This is a genomic window from Pseudovibrio sp. SCP20 (assembly GCF_057774105.1).
The window spans coordinates 237,002-258,811 of sequence record NZ_JBYMDH010000005.1 but is presented as its reverse complement, the minus strand read 5'-3'; the positions used below and the strand labels follow the sequence as shown (position 1 = coordinate 258,811).

Genomic DNA, 21,810 nt, shown 5'->3' with positions numbered 1-21,810 from the left:
CAGCCCTCACATCTTTTAGCGGCTGAGCTTTCTGGCAACGTTGAGAACGAACATCCAGAGGATTGCCTGAGCCCAGACAATGCCGATCAACTCCCAACTGATTGCTGGAACGAGGAAGCCAGATCGACAGATGACAACTGCGAGCAACTGCGTGGTGATAATTGCCATGAGCAATTTGGCGGAGGGTCGAGGTGCCTGCCAGAACCAGTGATCATGCCTACAGACGAACAGGAGCAAGTGTCCCGCCACTACCAGCTGCAGGAACATGACGCTCTGCAGTTCTGCGGCTGGAACATCCAGCCAATGCCGTGCGGCCATCATGAGGATGAAGTTCTCGACAACGGATATGAGCCCAAGCACGGTTGCCGTGCGCAGCATGTTTCCGAGTTGCCACTCCATCGGTGCTGGTGCGGCCTCGGTATTGTCGTAGGCAATGGTGATGATTGGGATGTCATCAAGGAGTGCCAGCATGACAATCATGATGGCTGTCAAAGGCACCTCTTCCAGCAGAAGCACGCTGGCGGAAACGAACACCATCAGGTTGATGGTCATCGCCACGCGATAGTCCACGTAGCTGATCATGCGGGCGAAGATCTTTCGCGCTTCGATTACAGCATCTGTAATGACCGAAAGACCCGGCAGCGTGAGGATCAGATCAGCCGCGGAACGGGCAGCATCTGTTGCGCCTGAAACAGCAATGCCCACATCGGCCTGCTTCAAAGCGGGAGCATCGTTTACGCCGTCTCCTGTCATGGCGACATAATCGCCGGATTGCTGGAGCGCTTTTACGATGCCGTATTTGTGTTCCGGAAAGACACGCGCAAAGCCGTCTGCGTTGACGATCTCCTCGCGGATATTGGCGGGCAGATTGTCCATGTCCTTGTTTTCCGAAAAGACCTGGCTTGCGCTTTCCAGTGACGTGCCCAGACCCAGCTGTCCAGCGATCTCCCTGCCGATGGCAACATCGTCACCTGTCACCATCTTAACGGTGATGCCCGCATTCTGAGTTTCTTCAATGACCGCTTTGGAGTCATCGCGTGGTGGGTCGTAGAGTGAGAGAATGCCCAGCAGTCGTAGCTCGTGTTGCTCGTTGGTTTTGGCGATACCCAGCGCGCGTAACCCTTTTGCTGCAAACTTATGCACAGCCTTGCTGGCTGCGGCCTTTTCTTCAGCTGCATTGGCGCAGAGATCGATCACCACCTGCGGAGCGCCCTTGATCACTTTGAATGCCCCGCGTGGGCCGGATATGCCCGCTTCGGTTCGCTTGCTGACTGGGTCAAACGGTGTGAAGGTGTTCTGCTTGTAAAGTTCCAGAATGCCCCGCTCGGCTTTGCTGACAATGAGATGATCTATGACGTCCTTCTCGATTGTGCTGGAAGCAAGAGCGGCCATCACCACCAGCTCTTTTTCGCTCGCTGCGTCAAACAGAACTGGTTCGCCCAAAGTGAGTTCGTTTTTGGTGAGTGTCCCCGTTTTGTCTGAGCACAGCACATTCACGCCTGCCAATTCTTCAATGGCCTGCAGATGAGAGACGATGGCTTTCTTTTTGGAAAGAGTGAGTGCGCCAAGGGCCATGGTGACAGAGAGCACGGCTGGCATGGCGACAGGAATTGAGGCGATGACCAGTACGAGCACCAACTCGATGATGTCGAGAATGCTTTGTTGAAGATAGAGTTGTTTGACGATGATGAGAGCAGCGAGCAAAGCCGTACCCAGAATAAGGAACTTGCCGATGCCCAGAACACTTTTCTGGAAGTGTGAAATGTTGCCGGCGGATTGAACAAGCTTGGCCGTGTTGCCGAAGAACGTGTTGCCTCCGGTCGCAGTTACCAGCGCCTGCATTGTGCCTTGTTTGATGATGGATCCAGAGTAAGCCACATCTCCCACTTGCTTATCGACCGGAAGAGACTCACCCGTCAGCGCGGCCTGATCGACAGCAAGATAAGGCCCGCTCTCCAAAATGCAGTCAGCGGGAATGATGTCTCCGTTTTCCAGATTGATGATGTCGCCGGGCACAATGTCAGTTGCGGGAATGTCAGCCCACTTCCCATCTCGCTTCACGCGGGCTTTCAGCGCCATGGATGATTTCAGCGCTGCCAGTGCATCAGCAGCTTTGCTGCTTTGAACGAACTCGATGCCGGAGTTCAGAACCAGCATGAACAGAATGATGGTGAAATCAGCCCAGTGCTCAATGATTGCGGAAAGGATTGCTGCGATTTCGATGAGCCACGGGATAGGCCCCCAGAACGTCAGCAGCAGTTGGACCAGCTTGCTGGTTTTCTTCTCTTCCAGCGCATTGGGGCCGTATTGCTTCAGCCTGTTGGATGCGGTGGAACCTGTCAGCCCTTCAGGTGAGCTTTCCAGGCGTTTGAACTCATCAGCAAGATTGGGCTTATCCTGTTCAGCCATCAGGTCTTTCCATGCTCTGCACGTGCTTAACTGACCTATTCTCGCCAGAGCGTGTAAACGGATGATGAGAGAGCAGGAGGCTTCTGCAAACCGTGGTTTCCTGATTACGAAACTGCTTGCTCAAATTTGGTGCGTCTTGAGAACAGGGGAGGGGAGTTACACCTAGCGTTGTGGTTGCGCTCACTGCGTTTCCATAACATACTCATGAGTATGTTTTGATTTGGGAGGGAAATCATGCGTGCTGTTGTCTGTTCAGAATACGGCCCACCGGAAGCGTTGCGAGTTGAAGATGTTGAACGCAAAGAGCCAAAGAAAGGACAAGTGCGGATCGCAGTGGAAGCTGCTGGCGTCAACTTTCCGGATACGCTGGTGATTGCAGGTAAGTATCAGATCAAGCCACCAATGCCATTCGTGCCAGGTGGAGAGGTCGCTGGTAGAGTTGAAGCCGTTGGCGAAGGTGTTACCGACTTCGCGCCTGGTGATCCCGTTGTAGCGCTTCTACTGCAGCAAGGCGGATATGCCGAAGAGGTCGTGGTGGATGCATCCGCCGTGATGAAGCGGCCAGAAATCATGTCAGCGCAAGTCGCTGCTGGTTTTACGATGACATACGGCACGTCCATGCACGCTCTGAAGCAACGGGCACAGTTGCAGCCGGGAGAGACACTGCTTGTACTCGGTGCAGGTGGTGGTGTTGGGCTGACGGCGGTTGAGATTGGCAAGATTATGGGCGCCAAAGTGATCGCGGCCGCCAGTTCTGCTGAAAAGCTGGAAGCGGCGCGCAAAGCTGGGGCGGATGAGCTGATCAACTACTCCACTCAGGATCTGAGGGAGCGCCTGAAAGAGATTGTCGGCAAGGCAGGCGTTGATGTGGTTTACGATCCGGTCGGTGGTGATCTCTTTGAGCAGGCACTGAGATCAACAGCGTGGAACGGTCGCGCATTGGTTGTAGGCTTTGCTGCTGGCGATATCCCCTCCATCCCAACCAATTTGCCTTTGCTCAAAGGATGTTCGGTCATGGGGGTGTTCTGGGGTGCGTTCCGTATGAGAGAGCCAAGGAACGACCAGAATAACTTCTCAGAGCTGTTTAAATGGCTGCAGGAGGGCAAACTCAAGCCAACTGTTAGTAGGAGCTATTCGCTTGAAGAAGCGCCTCAGGCGCTTCGAGACTTGATGGAAAGGCGTGTGGTTGGCAAAGTGGTTCTGGAAACGGGGAGGACTTGACGATGCAACCCAGATTTGCAGGAGAAACAGCGCTGATCACAGGGGCAGGCAGTGGCATCGGGCGTGCAACCGCCATTCGGTTAGCCGAGGAAGGTGCTGCTGTTGCATTAGTGGACCGAAACGAGGAAGGGCTGGATGAAACCGCCTCGCTGCTTCCTGAAGGCTGCCGGGCGCGCATTTACGTCGTGGATGTAGCCGATGAAGAGGCCGTTGAAACCTGCGTGGAGGCCGTTGAGAACACCTTTGGCGGCATCAGCATTCTTTGCAACAATGCTGGCGTAATCTGTGAAGGTTCGTGGGGCGGCAGTCATGAAGACTTCGGCGACTGGCTCAAGGTTTACGAGGTGAATGTACTGGGCGCGATGCTATTCACCAAGTACACCCGCGAACAGCTCAAAGCTTCTGGTCGTGGTTCTATTGTGAATACTGCTTCGGTTGCGGGGATTCGGGCTGGAGCGGGCGGAAATGCCTATAGCGCATCCAAAGCGGCGCTCATCAATTTCACGATGACATCGGCCTGTGATTTCGGTGAGCATGGAGTTCGTGTGAATGCTGTTTGTCCCGGCCTGATTGAAACCGGGATGACAAAACCGGTGTTTGATCACGCCCGCAGTGTGGGCAAAGAGGACAAGCTCGGCTCTCGCGCAGAGCTGCGCCGACACGGTGATCCTGCTGAAGTTGCAGCTACAATTGCATTTCTTGCCAGTAAGGATGCCAGCTTCATTACGGGGCAGGCGTTGGCCGTGGATGGGGGCAACACATCCTCTCTCAACATGCCGGGAATGAAGATCTGAAGAGTTGATTTGGTTAGCCAAAAAAGAGAGAGCCAGTCTGCAACACCGGGCAATGCTGTTGCGGACTGGCTCTCGCTGATCCAAAGGGGTGGACCAGATAACTGCGATTATGAAGTTACTTTAGAAATAATCACAAGTAGAAATACGGATTATTCAGTTAAAGACCCCGTCTTTTTAGCAGAAAGTCTATATGGTGAGCGCTGTCACCGAGCATCTCTGTTAACACTCGGTCGCGTTTCATAAACAATCCGACATCAACTTCATCGGTCATACCGATTCCACCATGCATCTGCACCGCTTCTTCTGTCGCCAGTCGTGAAACCTTAGCAACCTTGGCTTTTGCTGCTCGAGTGAGCTCCTCTGCACTATCTGAGGTTGTATCTATCGACCTCAGCGCGGCAGAGATGAGAGATGCTGTTTCTTCGATCTGGCAGTAAAGGTCGGCCATTCTGTGCTGAAGTGCCTGAAACATGCCAATTGGAACACCAAATTGCTTGCGCTCATTCAGATAAGCTGTTGTGCGCTCTGCAACCTCTCTGGCAACTCCAAGTTGTTCTGAGGCAGAGATTGCGCGTCCAGACCGGAGTATGGTTTCCAGAACCTCGGCACCTTTGTCGAGTGGGCAAAGCAGATCTTTGCCGTCCAGATGCAGATTGGTGATCTGGATGTTTGCCGCATTGCGGCTGTCCAGCATGGCATTGCGTTCAACTTTTACTTCAGCAGCGCTTGGATCGACGAGGAAGAGGCCGGTCTCATCTCCGCTTTTTGCAACCACGATCAGGCGATCTGCGTTGTATCCGTCAAATACTGCGCGTTTTCTGGCATTGAGGATGAAACCGTTCCCATCTGGTTCAGCAGTTGCCTTGATGCGGGAAGGATTGTGTTTTGCGCCTTCATCAATTGCCAGAGCCATGACAGCTTCGCCAGCTGCGATCTTCGGCCCCCATTCGCTCAGATGCTCGCCTCCTGCCTGACGCAGTGCAATTGCGCTCAAAACAGCGGTTGAGAGGAACGGAGAGGCTGTCAGGTTGCGGCCCATTTCTTCCGCCACAAGGCCAGCTGCACGGTGACCGAAATCATAGCCACCAGCGTCTTCCGGCAGAAGCATGCCGAACCATCCCATCTCGGCCAGAGTTTTATGGAGCTCCTGATTGAAGCCGAGGGCTTCTTTCTGGTCACGCAGATCACGCAGCGCCTGTACTGGAGCGTTTTCTGACATGAAGCCAGCGGCGGAGTCCTTCAATAGGGTTTCTTCAGAGCTGAAAAGTTCCATGTTTTCTCTCCTTAACCCAGTGATGGCAGACGCAGAACTGCCTTTGAAATGATGGAAAGCATGATCTCGGAGGTACCGCCCTCAATGCTGTTGCCCTTGGAGCGTAGCCAAGAAGCTGACTGATTGCCGATGCCGTTGTTCTCTTCGGGCCCAGACAGCGCTTCCAGCCCTCCAGCCTGTACAACGAGGCTCTGGCGGCGTTTGTTCAGTTCGGTGCCAAGATACTTCAGCTCCGCAGAACGAGCGCCCAGCTGGTTGCCAGCGCGGTGAAAGTCCTTTGCAGCAGCCAGATGTGCAGTCAGAGCCATCTCATCGACGAGGAAGTCGCCAATATCTGCACGAAGCAGCGGATCATCCAATCGGCCTGTTTCATCCAGACCAATCGATTCCACGGCGGTTTCATACAGCCCCGCAGAACCGCCAAAGATCGCATCCAGATTGCTGACCATCTCACGTTCGTGTGTCAGCAAGTACTTGGCGATTGTCCAGCCGTTGCCACGCTCGTCGACCACGTTCTCCATGGGCACCTTCACTTCATCGAAGAAGGTTTCGCAGAACGGAGAACTGCCAGAGATGAGACGGATCGGCTTGGTTGAGACGCCCTCGCTGGTCATATCAAACAGCAGGAACGAGATGCCCTTGTGCTTCTTCGCATCTGGTTCTGTACGCACCAACGCAAAAATCCAATCAGCTTTGTCAGCGTAGGACGTCCAGATCTTCTGGCCCGAGACGAGGAAGTGATCGCCCATGTCCACGCCCTTGGTTTGGACGGAGGCAAGATCGGAGCCTGAACCCGGTTCGGAATAGCCCTGACACCAACGGATTTCACCACGGGCGATCTTGGGCAAGTGCTCCAGTTTCTGCTCGTGGGAGCCGTATTTCAGCAATGCTGGGCCAAGCATCCAGATGCCGAAGCTTTCCAGCGGAGACATGGCGTCGATACGCTTCATCTCTTCCTTGAGGATCTTGACTTCATCTCCGCTCAGACCGCCTCCGCCGTATTCTTTCGGCCAGCTTGGCACGGTCCAGCCACGTTCAGCCATGCGCTCCAGCCATTGCTGTTGTGCTTCGGACTTGAACGTCCAGTTGCGGCCACCCCAACAGATGTCTTCTTCGGTGGTGACAGCTTTTCGCATGTCCTGAGGGCAGTTCTCTTCCAGCCAAGCCCTTGTTTCCATGCGGAATTCATTAAGTGATGTCATTGCGTTCTCCCTGTTTTGGAGTGCAGATGCAAAGAAAAGGAGAGCCGTGGCTCTCCTGCCTTATCAGATCTTTTCCTGAGTGTGTTTGCGCAGCTCGGAGCGGCCAATGAAGTTGCGGTGCACGGCGTCCGGCCCATCCGCAAAGCGCAGGGTGCGCAGGTTCATCCAGTTGGTCGCCAAAGGCGTGTCTTGAGAGATGCCCTGACCGCCAAACATCTGCATAGCTTCGTCGGTCACCTTCAGAGACATACGCGGCGCGACCACCTTAATCTGGCTGATCCAGAATGCAGCTTCACGGGCAGAGGCATTGTCCATCATCCATGCGGCTTTCAGGCAGAGGAGGCGGGCCTGCTCGATCTCCATGCGGCATTCAGCGATGATGTCAAAGTTGGCACCCAGCTTGTAGAGCTGCTTGCCGAAAGCTTCGCGGTTGATGGAGCGCTTGCACATCAGCTCAAGTGCTTGTTCTGCCTGTCCAATTGCACGCATACAGTGGTGGATGCGGCCCGGCCCAAGGCGGCCTTGTGCAACTTCAAACCCGCGTCCTTCTTCCAGAAGCAGGTTCTCAACCGGGACACGCACATCCTCAAACCGCAAATGCAGGTGACCGTGTGGGGCATGGTCATGCCCAAAGACTTGCATTGGACGCAGCTTGGTGATGCCCGGCGTGTTGGCGTCCACCACGATCATGGAATGCTGCTGGTGCTTGTTTCCGTCTGTTGGGGTGAAAACCATGGTGATGTAAACAGCACAGCGTGGATCACCCGCACCGGAAGACCACCACTTTTCACCGTTCAGCACGTAATGATCACCATCACGCACGCAGGACATGCGGATATTGGTGGCGTCGGAGGAGCCGTGGTCCGGCTCTGTCATCAGATAAGCAGAGCGGATTTCGCCGTTGAGCATGCGTTTCAGCCATGTTTCCTTCATGGCGTCAGAGCCATAGCGCTCAAATACTTCCATATTGCCAGTGTCTGGAGCGTTGCAGTTGAACACCTCTGGCGCGAGGGGGGACTTGCCCATCTCCTCTGCCAGATAAGCGTATTCAACGGTGCTGAGTCCATAGCCACGCTCAGAGTCCGTCAGCCAGAAATTCCAGAGACCTTTAGCGCGTGCACTTGCCTTCAGGCTCTCCAGAATCTCTGTCTGCCGCGGAGTATGCTGCCAGCGGTCGCCCACGGGAATCTCATCATGAAACTCATCTTCAAGGGGCATGATTTCATCGCGAACCATGGCGCGTACTTGCTCAATCAGCGGTGCCACACGTGTGCTCACCCCAAGGTCCATAGCTGGACGTTCGGCTAATAAAGTGTCGCTCATCAATGACCCTCCCAAGACATTTGAGCTCTTTTATCCTTTCGCCACTGCGGGGAAAATCCGCTTAATATCAATAGGATGTATGATCATGAGCTCCCACGCACAATCAGGATCCAAGGCTGGAGAGACAAAAGATATCTGCTAAAAATTTTGCTTTACAACTCTTGATATACGGAAACATACTAGTGAGTATGTTGTCAACTGCACGCGGCGAGGAGCAAGCTTGACCATTGGTTTAAGGTTGCATCCCCCTAAATAATGGGTACCGGTTTTCGGTTGAGGATGCGCTACAGTCAGGTCACAGGAGATGCGGTGGCAGCTCGAAGAACACTATGGGAGGTAGGGTGTCTTCATGGGATATCTTGAGGAACTGTTTGGTGTTGCTGGCAAAACGGCGCTGGTGACAGGCGGTGGCACCGGCATTGGTCGCATGGTTGCAACGGCTCTGGCAGAAGGCGGAGCACGCGTCTTCATCTGCTCTCGCAAGCTGGATGTGGTTGAGAAAACCGCTGAAGAAATCAATGCCAACCTGAAAGCCAACAATCCGGAAGCTGCCGGATCTGTTGAGGCGTTTCAGGGAGATGTGGGCTCTGAGGAAGGTGTGCTTGCACTGGCTGAGGCCGTGCGTGAGCGGAGCCCAAAGCTGGACATTCTGGTCAACAACGCTGGCATCACCTGGGGCGAGCCTCTGGGCTCCTTCCCTTACTTCGCGTGGAAACGGGTGATGGATGTGAACGTGGCAGGTCTGTTCCATTTGACCCAGACCTTGCTTCCAGAACTGAAAGCCAGCGGACGTCCGGAAGATCCGGCTCGTGTGATCAATCTCGGCTCCGTAATGGGTTCCACCCCAATCGGAGACGGCGCTTATTCATATTCCGCGTCAAAAGCTGCCGTGCACCAGCTAACGCGTATTCTTGCCAAAGAGTTGGCGCATGAGCACATCACGTTCAACGGCTTCGCACCGGGGCCGTTCCAATCCAACATGACAGCGTTTGCGACAGATACGGACGAGAAAGCGGCTCGTGTCGGCAAAGGCGTTCCTCTTGGGCGGATCGGTCATCCGGATGACATTGCAGGCGCAACGCTGTTCCTGTGTGGTAAGGGCGGATCTTACGTGACGGGTGAGGTGATCCCACTGGATGGCGGCATTCATGTTGCCACTGGTACAAATCTGTTTGGATAGGGAGAAGCCCTGTGGAACTGACAGTAGAAGAACTAGAGGCCCGTGTTGGCCAGCAGATTGGCTTGTCTGACTGGGTGGAAGTGGATCAGGAGATGATCTCCACCTTCGGCAAACTGACGTTTGATGAGCAGTTCATCCATATGGATCCCGAGCGTGCAGCTGCGGAAACGCCTTTTGGTGGCACCATTGCCCATGGGTTCCTTACGCTTTCACTCGCCAGCAAGTTCGCTATTGAATCCCTGCCGGATGTGAAAGGGCGGACCATGGGTATCAACTATGGTTTCAATAAAATCCGCTTTTTGCATCCCGTCGCCACTGGTAAACGCATTCGGGGACGTTTCACTCTGGATGGTCTGACCCGCAAGGGAGATGGGCAGATCCTCCAGGAGTTTGGTCTTTCAATAGAGATTGAGGGTGTCGAAAGCCCTGCGTTGGTCGCACAATGGCTGACTATGACGTTTTTTGAGGAGGTAGCTGCATGACGCAGGACACGATGAATTTTGCCGGTCAGGTAGCGATTATCACAGGTGCAGGTGGTGGGCTTGGCCGTCTTTATGCGCTGGAGCTAGCCGCGCGCGGTGCTGCTGTGGTGGTGAATGATCTGGGTGGCTCGGTTGACGGCTCCGGCTCTTCTGCTACAGCGGCGGAGACAGTTGTTGAGGAGATCAAGGCAGCGGGTGGCAGAGCAATTGCGAATGCTGCAGATGTGACGGATGAAGCCGCGGTCAATGCGATGGCCGCAGAGGCCGTTGAAGCCTTTGGACGCGTTGACATTCTCATCAACAACGCTGGCATTCTGCGCGATAAGTCCTTTGCCAAAATGGAAATGGCCAATTGGAACAAGGTGGTAGATGTGCACCTCAACGGTGCGGCACTCTGCACCAAGGCTGTCTGGAACGTGATGAAAGAGCAAGGCTATGGCCGTATCATCATGACCACCTCTCCCTCTGGCATCTATGGCAACTTCGGTCAGGCGAACTACGGCGCGGCAAAAGCAGGTCTGTGGGGCATGATGAACACGCTCGGCCTTGAAGGTGCCAAGAGCAACATTCACGTAAACTGCATCGCACCTTCTGCGGGCACGCGTATGACCGAAACCATCATGGATGCTGGTACGCTGAAGATGCTGGGGCCGGAAAACATCACACCGGCTGTTGTGTTCCTGTGCTCTCAGGCTGCGCCAACCCGCAAAGTGCTTGTGGCCGCTGCTGGTACCTACACACTGGCTGAAATGTTGGAAACGCAAGGCATTCATCTGGCGGAGGGGGATCGCACGCCAGAGGCAATCGCTGCCAACTGGGGCCGGATTTCTGATCGCACGGATGCTGAACCAGTCAACAGCGCCATGGAAGGTGTCGCCAAGCTTGTCAAGGCAATGGCCAACGCCTGATTTCAGAGCAAAGTGAGAGCCTGACTGTTCACGGGACGGAGGAACTGTCAGGCGAATGGATGTTTCATGGAGGAGGGGAGCCCATGACGAACGCCTTGCATACATTGGAAAAACCAGCGCTTCAGGCTTACCTGCAGCAACACGTGCCGGAGTTTGGTGAGCTTCTGGAAATTGAAAAGTTTCCGGGCGGACAATCCAATCCGACCTACAAGCTGGTGACCTCCGACAAGACTTACGTCATGCGCGCCAAGCCTCCGGGAAACCTGCTGAAGTCCGCACACATGGTGGACCGTGAGTATCAGGTGATGGCCGCGCTGGCAGACAGTGATGTACCGGTGCCCAGAGTCTACCACCTGTCGGAGGACGATTCTCCCATCGGTACCATGTTCTTCGTCATGGAGTACGTTGAGGGGCGTATCTTCTGGGATCCGGCATTGCCAGAGTGTTCAAATGAAGAGCGTATGGCGATCTTTGCGGAAATGAACCGCGTGCTTGCGGCGTTGCATGATGTTTCTCCCAATGCGGTTGGCTTGATGGATTACGGCAAGCCGGGCAACTACTTCGCGCGGCAAACTGGGCGCTGGATTAAGCAGTACAAAGCTTCAGAAACCCTCAGCATTCCAGCCATGAACCGCCTGATGGAGTGGCTGGAAGCGAATATGGTGGAAGATGACGGTTCTTCTTCTCTGGTTCACGGGGATTACCGGCTCGACAATCTGATCTTCCATCCCACAGAACCACGCATTGTCGCGGTGCTGGATTGGGAGCTCTCCACTCTTGGCCATCCTCTGGCAGATCTTGCCTATCAATGCATGCAGTGGCGTTTGCCGTCCTTCAAAGGCCTGCGCGGCCTTGCTGGACTGGACCGCGTTGCGCTCGGCATTCCGCTTGAAGAGGAGTACGTGCGCCAGTACTGTATGCGTCGAGGGCTCAACGAAATTGAGAACTGGGAGTTCTATCTGGCGTTCTCCATGTTCCGATTAGCGGCTATTATTCAAGGGGTTGTGGCGCGTGCAGAAGCGGGCAATGCCTCGAATCCCGAAGCTGCTGATATGATGCGCAAAGCCGTTCCTCTCATCGCCACCATGGCCTGTGAGGTGATTGGCGAACTGGTGGAGTAAGCAATGAAACGATCCGGGCGTTGTATGTGTGGGGCGGTATCTTACAAGATTGATGGCGACCCGGTGGTCACCGCGCAGTGCCACTGTGAAGAGTGCCGCAGAACCAGCGGAACCGGCCATTCAGTCGGCGCTATGTTCCGTGTGGATCAGGTAAACATCTCCGGCGACCTGGGAGAATATGTCTACACCTCCGCCAACGGTTCGCAGGTCACCAAAGCGTTCTGCCCAAACTGCGGAAGCCCAATCTATGGCCGCAACACCAACGCGCCAGATCACATGACGTTGCCACTCGGATCCATGGACAACGCTGAAGATCTGGAAGTGCAAGTCGTCATCTTCAACCGCGACAAGCAGCATTGGGACACTCTGCCAGAAACCACGGCGATTTTTGAAACTCAACCGGACTGGAAGCCTGAAAAGGCGTGAGGGCGTCTCTCAAAACAACAATGCCCGCCTAATTCGGGTTAGGCGGGCATGTTACGCAGAGCTCAGTTGAGGTGCTTACTTCTCAAAGTAGAGCTGCTGCGGGTATGCGAGGCCAACGCCGCGTAGCGCGTCGTCATGGACAAACCCCGCAGGGAAGTTCTTCAGATTGTTCTTGCGCACGTAGATTGCTGGTGTTTCGCCCACCAGTCCAATGTGCCAAACGTTCTTAGTGTGAACGTCAACCATCTGTTTTGCATAGGCATTTGCTTCTTCCAGACTTGTTGCAGTCTGTGCTGAATCCCAAGCTGCCCAAACATCGCGGATTGCGTGATCCTTCGGTGGCTCTTCACCGGACTTGCCGTTGGAGTACCACCAGTTGAAGTAGTTCTGCGCAAAGCCGCCGCGGCCCAGGAAACGAACCGGATCAGCGGTGATGACGGAAGAGCGATCGAACGTGTCGAGGATCATGTCGAAGTCTGCGGTTTCAACATGCTGCTGGAACAAAGTCCGGTCGATAATGCGGACCAGAACCTCGATGCCCATGTCCTGCCAGTAAGTTCGCACCACTTCCAGTAGCTCGCCCTGAATGTCCCAGCGGGTTTCCAGCACGAAGCTGAGGCGGCGGCCATCAGGCATCAGACGGAATCCATCGGAATCGCGTTCTGTCAGGCCGATCTCATCAAGCAGAGCAGCAGCCCGCTCTGGATCATACTCTGTCCAGCGGTTTTCAGCGGATTCATCATAGAACGGTGAGCCAGAGATTGGGGAGGCCTGACGGGCTTCACCAAGGCCTGAGAATGCCAGCTCGTTGATGGTTTCACGATCCACGGAAACGTTAAGCGCTTCGCGGAAGCGAATGTCTTCAAACAAAGCCTGTTTGGTTGCATCAGCTGAGTTCAGGTTCGGCATAATGGTCCAAGTCAGTGCTTTGGTCCATTTCTCAATGGTGTAATCACCCTTGGCTTCGTTCTCTTTCAGGAGTGTGAAGTCGGCCACGTTGATGTGGCGGTTCTGCAGGTCGATTTCGCCCTGAATGGCCATGAAGTTGATGGCTTCCGGGTCCTGGAACAAGCGGTGTTCGATCTGGTCGATGTAAGGAAGCTGATTTCCTTCTGCATCCACGCCGTAATAGTAAGGGTTGCGCTCCATGACCACGGTGTCAGATGGTGGCGGTGTTTTCACGCGCCATGCAGTCAGGACTGGCATATCCGGGTTGAACCACCATGCCTGGATCTGGCCTTTAGAATCCCAGAGATCAGTCCACTTCTTGGCGCCATGCTTGGCAATGGCCGCGTCCAGCTTGGCTGGGTCAGCATAAGTTGGATGGTAATCCTTGAGGTAGTGGAACGGCTCAATGAAGCCCGGACGATCAAGGCCCGGACGACCAGTGCTTTCCTTGGCCAGAACGGTCAGGAACAGCGGATATGGCTTTTCAAAGGAGACTGTGAAGGTGTAGTCATCGGCAAAAGACAGCTTCATTGGTACACCGTTGGAGGTGTAAAGCGCCTTGATGGATGGCATCAGGTCTTCGTTAAGGAACACATCTTCATACCAGAAGCGCACGTCACGGGTGGTGACCGGCGCGCCGTCGGACCAGCGCAGACCTTCGCGGATTGTGAAGGTGAACTCGCGGGCATCTTCACTCACGGAGTATTCGCCGATCCAGCCCGGAACCAGAGACAGGTTCTTCTCGCCATCCATGTAGGTTTCCACCACACGCTCTTCCATGAGCTTGGTTGGTCCCCAGCGGTCGCTTGGGCCTTTGAAGGCACGCTTCAGGACACCACCATAGGTGCCGATGCTGTCGTAGACCGGGATGACGCGTGGATTTTTCGGCAGGCGCTCTTCAACCGGTGGCAATTGACCGGCTTCGACCAGCTGCTTGAGCATTGGCGCCTCATTATAGGCCCAGCCATTGGCCGTCAGAAACGGCAGCGTCAAAGCAGCAATCGACGTGAGTGTAACGCTCTTCATCAAATTCTCCCCCCATCTCACAGCGGCTCACTCCTCAATGATCCAGCCATGAAATATTTATTGCGTGAGATCGGGAATCTCGACGCATTGCAATGTTTACGGATTGAGAATAAGTAGTTCCTCAGTGGTATATCAAAGTATTACTATGAAAATATTTTAATAAATATCCTGTTTTTTACGTGGAATTACGATTCCTTGCTTGGTGAACCTGATTTTGGACTGTTCTTCTTTAAGGAAAGAAGCAAGATCAAATTTTTGTGTTGCCCAAGCGTAAGTTTTACCTGCTGCCAAATGAATGCTTGTGTTACGCAATTCTTCGGGAAGAAACTTAGACTGCAAAGTAAACTCACCCGTCCTTTTTGCTTTTACAGAGAGGAACGCAAGCACACCGTCACGCAGCACAGCACTGACCAGATACCCGCCGTGAGCAGGCAGGTTGAAGAATGAGGCAACTTTCCAGCCTTGCGGGATTGCTGGGAACACGCGGATCTTTCCGCCCCAGCTTTGCAGCAGCATGTCTATGGCCGCCGTTGCTCCTGTGAGAGGAACTTCCACCGTGGTGGCGTCAACTCCGGCGTGTTCATAATATTGCGTGTTGGTCAGATGCATGCGTCCGCCTGCACCCGTATCCAGATACGCTCGCAAATACTCATGGGCAAGGTCGCCTTCGCCAATGGCGGCGTAGAGTGAAGCTGCGCCGGTAAAGGAGTAGCCAACTAGTTTCTCGTGTGGTTCATGAGGTGATTTTGAGAAACTCTGCCAATGATCGACAGACTTGCGAATACGTTCCTTCTCGCCCTCTTGATCCGCATTGCGCAGGTAAAACGGATAGGCCATCAGCAAGTGGCTGTAATGCCGGTGCGCGTCGGTTAGGCTAACATCCTGACCAATCAGATAACCAGTCTCCTCTGAGTAGGGATAGTCCACCAATCGCCCCAGAATCTCAGCGTATTCCAGCCTTTCTTCCGTGTCAGGCTCAAGGGCCAGATAGGTGGAGATCGCCCACTTCAGCACAGCAAGGTCATAGTTGCAATTAGGGGCGGATTTGTATTCTGGCGAGAACGTTTCTGGCAGATGGATTGAACCATCGGATGCATAGATGAAATGATGCCGGTAAAACTGAATTCCCTTTTTCAAGAAGTGCTTAACGACCGTGTGAAGCGCATCTTGATCATCTTCGTAAGAAGCTGAGAGCCAGAGATTATGGACGAGCCAGAGGAAGTTCCCAAGCGTGGCATCCTGCACGTTTTGTGTGTGGTAGGCCGTACCATCCGCAATGCCAGCACCTTCGGTGAAGGGTGCGATTGGCGTCGGTTTTGGTCCTGGTTGGCAGAAGTCCGCGTTGGTGACGGTGTAAAGATTATAACCACCTGCCTCTCCACCCATTTTTGCCAGCTGGTGCTCATGTTCCTGTAACTGGCGAATGAGTGGTTTCATCAGATCAGAGCGATTACCATATGCGCAGATCCAATAGGTAAGCTGGGAGTTGAGATTGTGCCAGACGCCGGGCCACGGGGTTGTCGGATCAAACCAAACGCCTTGCAGATCAATCAGCGCACCATCCGGCCGAGTGAGGCAGCGGAGCTTGTAGAACTGAAAATCAACATAGGACTCAAGCTCCTCATCCGGCAGGGAGATTAGCGTTCGGCTGGCATACTCCGCCCATTCGTCCTCATGGGATTGCCTTTGTGTTTCATAGGGTTCGTTTAGTGCTGCCTGAAGGTTGGCGCGTGCGGTCTCCGCAAGTTGCCCGTTGTTATAGCGATCGTACTCTATACGGCAGAAATGCCGGAGGCTTTGGTGATGGCGCTGAGTTGAGGTGGCAACGATCACCTCTCCAGCCTTCATGCCACGCTCATGGTAGGTCGTGGTTGTATACGTGCCAATGTCATCTGCGTAGGACCGAACTTCGGCTAGCTCAAACGGCCCGTTGTCGTGCGGATGTGAGTTTCGGGTGCGGGAGGACTGCGGATTCTCGACTGGATGATAGGTGAGCGTGGAGCTTGTCACAGCCTGCTTCACATCAAGTATGATACTGTCGCTTAAAGCATGGCAAAAGCAGGTGAAGGTGACGTCTTCGTCTTCCAGCTCCAACGTGCCTGAAAGGATGCCCGCGGCAAGATCAAGCCGTAACTGGACGCCTTTGATTTTGCTGGAGAAGGTGAGTTCACAGTACCCGAGTGGTTTGCGGTGGGCCGTCACTTCGGGGTTCACGTTGTAGACGTCCGCTCGTCCCAAAGCCAGCTGCAGCGTGGTATCGCTCGTCTGGAACAGCATCACACCAACAAGCCCGGACCCAAGCAGAATGCTCTCCTGCTGACGTTGTGGGAGAGCGTTGTAGAGCACCTTGTTCCTTCTGAGTTTGCCAAGCTGGGCGTCTCGGCTGATTTGTTCAATGTCACTCTGTTCCAGAAGGGGCATGCTCAATCCAAAATACAAACTGGCGAAATAGGTTTCGCCAGAGACTAACGGAGTGTTTTGTTGCAGGGCAGCACAGTTTATTGAAAAATTTCAATGCCTAGGCCGCTGGGGCTGAATACCTCGAGATCTCGACAAACCGACGCGAAAGTGGATGCTCAGGTGCAGCGAAAAACTCCTCTGTTGCTTTGTGTTCCACGATTCTGCCGCCATCCATGACTGCGATATCATCTGCCAGCTTTGCCAGAGTTTGCAGGTCGTGGGAGATGATGAGGATGCCCATGTTCATCTCTGCGCGCACCTTGCGCAGGAGAGATGTGATCTGCTCCTGAGTGACCAGATCCAGTGCGGAAAGCGGTTCATCCAACACCAGAAACTTAGGCTTCACGGCTAAAGCGCGTGCCAGTGCAATACGTTGGCATTGTCCGCCGGAAAGTTGGTGGGGGCGTTTAGCGGCGCAGGCATCTTCCAGCCCAACCATTTCGAGCAGCTCCCGTGCCTGCTTGTACCGTGCAACTTTGGGCAGCTTGTGGATGGCTTTCAATGGCTCACAGATCAGGTCCAGCGCACTCAGGAAAGGGCTGAGAGCGGCCAGCGGGTCCTGCCACATGTAGTGGATGATATCTCCGGTTTTGCTGAGGTCTGGGAAGAAGATCTGGTTGTTGTGAAACAGGGCATCTTGCGGTGCCGGGATGATGCCTGTCATAGCTTTGGCCAGCGTTGACTTTCCGCAGCCAGAGCGGCCGACCAGGCCTGTGGTGCGCGAGGGATGCAGGGTCAGGCTGACTTCGGAAAGCACCTGATTGTTGCCATAGGCGATGGAGAGATGCCTTGCTTCCATGGTCATAATTGAAGTCTTTCCATAGCTCTGGTGATTTCGGCGGTGGCGCGGTGGCAATCTGGCGCGACAGGTTGGTTGAGATCGCAAGCGTCGACGATCCTGCCAGCATCCATCACCAGCACCGAAGTGCAGGTTTGGCGGACGATGCGCAGATCGTGGCTGACGAAGAGCAGAGCGGAGCCGGTTTCCTGTTGGACTACATCGAGTGCTTGCAAGGTTTCATGCTCGGTGATCACATCTAGGCCTGTGGTTGGCTCATCGGCAATCAGGATGGTTGGCTTTAAAATCAAGGCCATAGCCATCATTACCCGCTGCTTCATGCCGCCGCTCAGCGCATTGGGGTATTGCTTCAGGCAATGCTTCGGGAGAGAAACCGCCTCGAGTGCCTGACAGATTGCATTGTGGGCGTCTTGCCCGAGCAGCGAGACATTGCCAGCGGTTTCCAGCAGTTGTCTCTCAACCGTTAGGCTGGGGTGCAAAGCACTGCCGGGGCTTTGGAAAATGCAGAAGATGCCTGTGCCTCTGATCCGCTGTTTCTCAGCATGCTGCATCTGCAACAGGTCTTTGCCCTGAAATCGGATTGAGCCCTTTGTTGCTTCCAGTGGAGCACGCAAAGCCCCTGTAATTGCGTGGCAGGTCAGTGACTTACCGCAACCGGATTTGCCGATGAGGCCTAGGCGTTGCCCTGCGGCCAGCTCAAAACTCACGCCTTCAACCAGTGACTCGTTATTCTGGGCGGCATTGGCGATGGTGAGGTTATGGACCTGAAGAAGCGGTGTTTTTACCATCGATAAGGTTTCCTCTTGTCTAGCTGAAAACGGATGCCCTCACCCACCAGATTGAAGCTGAGAACGGCGAGGATGATGACGATGCCGGGTGCCAGAACGACGCTTGGGCGCTCGGCGAAGAAAGGCCGTGCCTCGTTGAGCATCGCACCCCATTCTGCGGCTGGTGGTTGTGCACCGAGGCCGAGGAAGCTGAGGGAGGAAAGCACTAACAGGAGGCCAGCCATCTCCAGCGAGAGGACCACAAGCAGAGGTGGCAAGATCTGCGGGAGGATGTGTTTTGCTATGATACTCAAAGGCTTCTGCCCGCATTGCCGGGAGGCAAGCACATATTCTTTGGAAGCCGCATCCAGCGTGAGGGTTCGCACCAAACGCGCCAGACTAGGCCACCATGCCAGTGCAACGCCGATGACGGCGGAGGTCAGGGATGCACCCAGATAGCCGATGATTGCGAGGGCAAACACCAGCATGGGAAACGCCAGAAAAATATCCGCAATCCGCATCAAAAACGCATCAACCCAGCCTTTGCAGAGGGCGGAGAGCAGTCCGACAGGGAGCGCAATAGCGAGGATAAGCCCGGCTGTTGTGAGCGCCGTGCCTAGAGAAAGTGCCGTACCAGCCATCAGGCGGGAGAGGATACAGCGGCCCAGATGGTCTGTGCCGAGCGGATAGGTCAGGTTAGGTGCACTGAGGCGGTGAAGCAGATCAATCTGGTTGGGTGGGTGTGGGGCAAAAGCTTCTCCACCCAGAGCGAGTGTGATGAAGACGCATAGGAAGAGGCCGCCCAGTAGAAACGTGGTTTTGCCTCTGAAGAGGTCTGTAACCCGCGAAAGAGGGAGGGATCTAGCACTCTCAACGTAAGCCATGCTCATCCTCCTTGAGTTGAGGCATGAGCCAGTGGTTCGTTAGGTCTGCCAGAAAGTTTGCCAGAAAGAATACCAGCCCCATAAACAGCAGATAGGCCTGCAAAATTGCGAAGTCTCGCTCTGCGATGGCCTGCAGAGCCAGTTGGCCAAGCCCCGGCAGGTTGAAGATGTTTTCGATAATCACCGAGCCACCAAGCAGTGAACCAAATGAGATTGCCCAGTTAGTGACGAGGGGCGGCAGAATGGATTTCAACACGTGGCGGCCTAAAATAGCGCGGCGGGACAGACCCTTAGTGATGGCCAGACGAATGTAATCCTCGCTCATCACTGCAATGATCCGCTCTCTCACCAATCGGCTCATCACAGCAGCATTGCCAAGCGCCAGCGTGATCACGGGCAAGATCAGATCCTGCGCATTGCCGAACTGCAGCAGCTTGAACCACCCGAGACCCAACGCAAATACCGCCAGCAGAAACAGCGCCAGCCAGAATGATGGCACAGAGACCAGAAACATTGTCAGTACATAAAGGCTGGTGGAGAGCGAAGTGCGCTGCGAAACAGCCGTGACGGTGCCAAGCACCAGTGACAGAGCCAGCGAGCTGACAAAGGCCAGAACGGACAGCGTTGCTGTGATGGGCAGGTGCTCTTTGAACAGCTCCAGCACAGGCCGACCCGAGGCGATGGATGTGCCCAAATCTAGTTGGAAGAGATCCAGCAGCCAGATAAAATAGCGTTGTATCAGTGGTTTATCGAGCCCGTACTCCACCCGCAATGCCTCCACCTGTTCAGCGGTGAACGACACGCCCAGGCGGCGTAGTTCCATCTCAATCGGATCACCGGGCGTAAGGCCGATGATCAGAAAACCAATCAGGGTCATGCCAAACAGAGTTGGTATTCCCGAAAGCGTGCGCTTGAAAACAAACTGCTTCATTTGCTTATCTTTCGTGAAAAGGCAGCACAGAACACCGCAGTTCGATAGCCTGTGCTGCGTATCTCTTATTTGGTCTGAGTAACCTGACCGTAGTCGATCCAGTCAGCGTGTTCGAACATAGGAACCTTCAGACCCGGACGGGACAGGTTGAAGTTCGGCACCATCAGGATTGGAATAGCAGCCAGTTTGGTCTGCACGATTTCGCGGTGTGCTTCACGAACAAGCTCAATGACTTCTTCGCGGCTCTGCGCCTGGCGGGCATTGTCGAGGATGGTGTCTAACTTGCCACCCGGTGCGGTGTACTGGTAGCCCCATGGGGTCTTGGAGTGGAACAGGTTGTACAGCAGGTAGGTTGGGTCTGCGTTGTTGTTGGAGGCAAACTCCATGTACAGGTCCGCTTCGCCGGTTGCCAGATAGGTGTCGTCGTAAACGCCTGAATCATCTACCTGAACCAGCTCGATGTCGATGCCGATAGTGCGGAACATCTGCTCCAGCAGTTCTGGCATTGGGCGCACACTGGAAACGTTCGGGTAAGCAGCAACAAGGCGCAGCTTCATCGCTTTGCCGTCTTTGCTGCGCATGCCATCGCTGCCTTTGGTCCAGCCAGCTTCATCCAGCAGCGCTTCTGCTTTCTGGATGTTGTAGTCAAAACCGTCGACGTGATCGTCACCAAGTCCAAACATCCAGTTCGGCAAAATGCCTTTTGCAACAACGCCTTTACCGTTGAACAGCACCTGAGCGAGCTGCTCGCGGTTGATGGCATAGGCCAGCGCCTCGCGGACGCGTTTGTCTTTCAGCGTGTCGTAAGGTGCCTTGCCATGCAGGTTGGTCAGCAGAGCCACGTAACGGATTGGGCGGGACTCGTGCACCACAACAGAACCGTCCTTTGGCAGGCTCAGCAGCATCTGAGGAGTAACCTCAGCTACGATGTCGACTTCCTTGTTCTGTAGAGCCAGCAAACGCACCTGATCATCAGCGATGAAGTGATAGGTGATGTTCTCAACCTTTGGCTTCTCACCCCAATAATCGTCGTTGCGTTTCATGCTGATGGACTGTTTAGGCTTATAGTTGTCCAGCAGGTAAGGGCCTGTTCCGATTGGATTTTCTGCGCGGTCACCATGAATGGAGAACAGGGAGGCTCCGCGGTGGGTCATGTTTTCGATGACGAGGGAAGAGTTGATCTCGGACTTGAAGGTGAAGGTGTAAGGCCCGGTCTGGTCAAAGCTCTCCTGATCGATCTGCAGGAAGTCAGAGCGGCCCTGATCGTACAGCTTCAGCGCGTCGATTGCGGCTTTTGCATCAAAGGTTTGTCCATCATGGAACGTGATGCCTTCGCGCAGCTTGATGCTGTAGATGCCGTCTTTGTAGTCCCAGGTTTCAAACAGAACGCCCTGCGGAATGAAGTTTTCGTCTGGCTTTACAGCGGTTTCCACGATCTGCCCGGCTGGACGGCGGGTGGTGAAGTTGAACTTCTTCGGGTCCACGCTGTAGCGGTCTTTTTTCACCGCAATCCGCAGCTGCTGGATGTCTTCCGCGTGCACTGTGGAGACGCCAGAAACCAGAGCAGGAAGCGACGCTGCCAGAATTCCGCTGACGCTAAGTAGTTGTTTGAACTTGTTCATTTCAATTCCAATCTTTGTCTGTAATCTTGCGAAA

General features: G+C 54.4%; 18 protein-coding genes. 7 read left to right on the top strand and 11 right to left on the bottom strand.

Annotated elements, in window-relative coordinates:
• Positions 1–15: 15 nt before the first annotated feature.
• The gene (locus AC3CB2_RS19420; protein WP_352935532.1) at positions 16–2,409 is read right to left on the bottom strand and encodes a plasma-membrane proton-efflux P-type ATPase; all 2,394 of its coding nucleotides are present in this window, start codon (positions 2,407–2,409) and stop codon (positions 16–18) included.
• A 234-nt stretch (positions 2,410–2,643) separates the two neighbouring features.
• On the opposite strand from AC3CB2_RS19420, the gene AC3CB2_RS19415 reads away from it, so the two are divergent.
• Both AC3CB2_RS19415 and AC3CB2_RS19410 read left to right on the top strand, forming a co-directional pair.
• A complete protein-coding gene (locus AC3CB2_RS19415; RefSeq protein ID WP_352935535.1) occupies positions 2,644–3,630 on the top strand; it encodes an NADPH:quinone oxidoreductase family protein in 987 nt (328 codons plus the stop codon).
• 2 nt (positions 3,631–3,632) lie between these two features.
• Entirely contained in the window at positions 3,633–4,424 is a 792-nt protein-coding gene (locus AC3CB2_RS19410) for an SDR family NAD(P)-dependent oxidoreductase (RefSeq protein WP_054783703.1), read from the top strand.
• 157 nt (positions 4,425–4,581) lie between these two features.
• On the opposite strand, the gene AC3CB2_RS19405 is transcribed toward AC3CB2_RS19410, so the two are convergent.
• From AC3CB2_RS19405 to AC3CB2_RS19395, 3 genes are all read right to left on the bottom strand, one after another.
• Positions 4,582–5,697, bottom strand: coding sequence for an acyl-CoA dehydrogenase family protein (locus AC3CB2_RS19405; protein ID WP_352935537.1), 1,116 nt, complete (start codon positions 5,695–5,697; stop codon positions 4,582–4,584).
• Between the two features lie 11 nt (positions 5,698–5,708).
• Positions 5,709–6,899 carry an acyl-CoA dehydrogenase family protein gene (locus tag AC3CB2_RS19400; RefSeq protein ID WP_352935539.1) on the bottom strand — a complete coding sequence of 397 codons (1,191 nt, stop codon included), beginning with the start codon at positions 6,897–6,899 and terminating at the stop codon, positions 5,709–5,711.
• A gap of 63 nt (positions 6,900–6,962) precedes the next feature.
• Positions 6,963–8,222: an acyl-CoA dehydrogenase family protein gene (locus tag AC3CB2_RS19395; protein WP_352935541.1), complete on the bottom strand. Its 1,260-nt coding sequence runs from the start codon at positions 8,220–8,222 to the stop codon at positions 6,963–6,965.
• A 349-nt stretch (positions 8,223–8,571) separates the two neighbouring features.
• On the opposite strand from AC3CB2_RS19395, the gene AC3CB2_RS19390 reads away from it, so the two are divergent.
• The 5 genes from AC3CB2_RS19390 to AC3CB2_RS19370 all read left to right on the top strand — a co-directional run bounded on the left by AC3CB2_RS19390 (position 8,572) and on the right by AC3CB2_RS19370 (position 12,339).
• Positions 8,572–9,402 (top strand): SDR family oxidoreductase, encoded by an 831-nt coding sequence (locus AC3CB2_RS19390; RefSeq protein WP_352935544.1) that lies wholly within the window; start codon positions 8,572–8,574, stop codon positions 9,400–9,402.
• Between the two features lie 11 nt (positions 9,403–9,413).
• Positions 9,414–9,884 (top strand): MaoC family dehydratase, encoded by a 471-nt coding sequence (locus AC3CB2_RS19385; RefSeq protein WP_008549171.1) that lies wholly within the window; start codon positions 9,414–9,416, stop codon positions 9,882–9,884.
• The gene (locus AC3CB2_RS19380; protein ID WP_352935547.1) at positions 9,881–10,792 is read left to right on the top strand and encodes an SDR family NAD(P)-dependent oxidoreductase; all 912 of its coding nucleotides are present in this window, start codon (positions 9,881–9,883) and stop codon (positions 10,790–10,792) included. Before AC3CB2_RS19385 ends, AC3CB2_RS19380 begins: the two co-directional genes overlap by 4 nt.
• Before the next feature lie 83 nt (positions 10,793–10,875).
• Positions 10,876–11,913 (top strand): phosphotransferase, encoded by a 1,038-nt coding sequence (locus AC3CB2_RS19375; protein ID WP_352935549.1) that lies wholly within the window; start codon positions 10,876–10,878, stop codon positions 11,911–11,913.
• Positions 11,914–11,916: 3 nt separating this feature from the next.
• Entirely contained in the window at positions 11,917–12,339 is a 423-nt protein-coding gene (locus tag AC3CB2_RS19370; protein WP_208998133.1) for a GFA family protein, read from the top strand.
• A gap of 75 nt (positions 12,340–12,414) precedes the next feature.
• Here AC3CB2_RS19370 and AC3CB2_RS19365 read toward each other — a convergent pair whose 3' ends face one another.
• The 7 genes from AC3CB2_RS19365 to AC3CB2_RS19335 form a co-directional block, all read right to left on the bottom strand.
• Entirely contained in the window at positions 12,415–14,313 is a 1,899-nt protein-coding gene (locus AC3CB2_RS19365; RefSeq protein ID WP_352935552.1) for an ABC transporter substrate-binding protein, read from the bottom strand.
• A gap of 156 nt (positions 14,314–14,469) precedes the next feature.
• Positions 14,470–16,734: a glycosyl hydrolase family 95 catalytic domain-containing protein gene (locus AC3CB2_RS19360; RefSeq protein WP_352935555.1), complete on the bottom strand. Its 2,265-nt coding sequence runs from the start codon at positions 16,732–16,734 to the stop codon at positions 14,470–14,472.
• Positions 16,735–16,831: 97 nt separating this feature from the next.
• Positions 16,832–17,578, bottom strand: a complete 747-nt coding sequence (locus tag AC3CB2_RS19355; RefSeq protein ID WP_352935557.1) for an ABC transporter ATP-binding protein — start codon at positions 17,576–17,578, stop codon at positions 16,832–16,834.
• Positions 17,575–18,360 carry an ABC transporter ATP-binding protein gene (locus tag AC3CB2_RS19350; RefSeq protein WP_352935559.1) on the bottom strand — a complete coding sequence of 262 codons (786 nt, stop codon included), beginning with the start codon at positions 18,358–18,360 and terminating at the stop codon, positions 17,575–17,577. Before AC3CB2_RS19350 ends, AC3CB2_RS19355 begins: the two co-directional genes overlap by 4 nt.
• Positions 18,354–19,223, bottom strand: coding sequence for an ABC transporter permease (locus AC3CB2_RS19345; RefSeq protein ID WP_352935560.1), 870 nt, complete (start codon positions 19,221–19,223; stop codon positions 18,354–18,356). The genes AC3CB2_RS19350 and AC3CB2_RS19345 overlap by 7 nt, the downstream gene beginning before the upstream one ends.
• Positions 19,210–20,154, bottom strand: coding sequence for an ABC transporter permease (locus AC3CB2_RS19340; protein ID WP_352935562.1), 945 nt, complete (start codon positions 20,152–20,154; stop codon positions 19,210–19,212). The genes AC3CB2_RS19345 and AC3CB2_RS19340 overlap by 14 nt, the downstream gene beginning before the upstream one ends.
• 65 nt (positions 20,155–20,219) lie before the next feature.
• A complete protein-coding gene (locus AC3CB2_RS19335) occupies positions 20,220–21,776 on the bottom strand; it encodes an ABC transporter substrate-binding protein (protein WP_352935565.1) in 1,557 nt (518 codons plus the stop codon).
• Between the last annotated feature and the right edge of the window lie 34 nt (positions 21,777–21,810).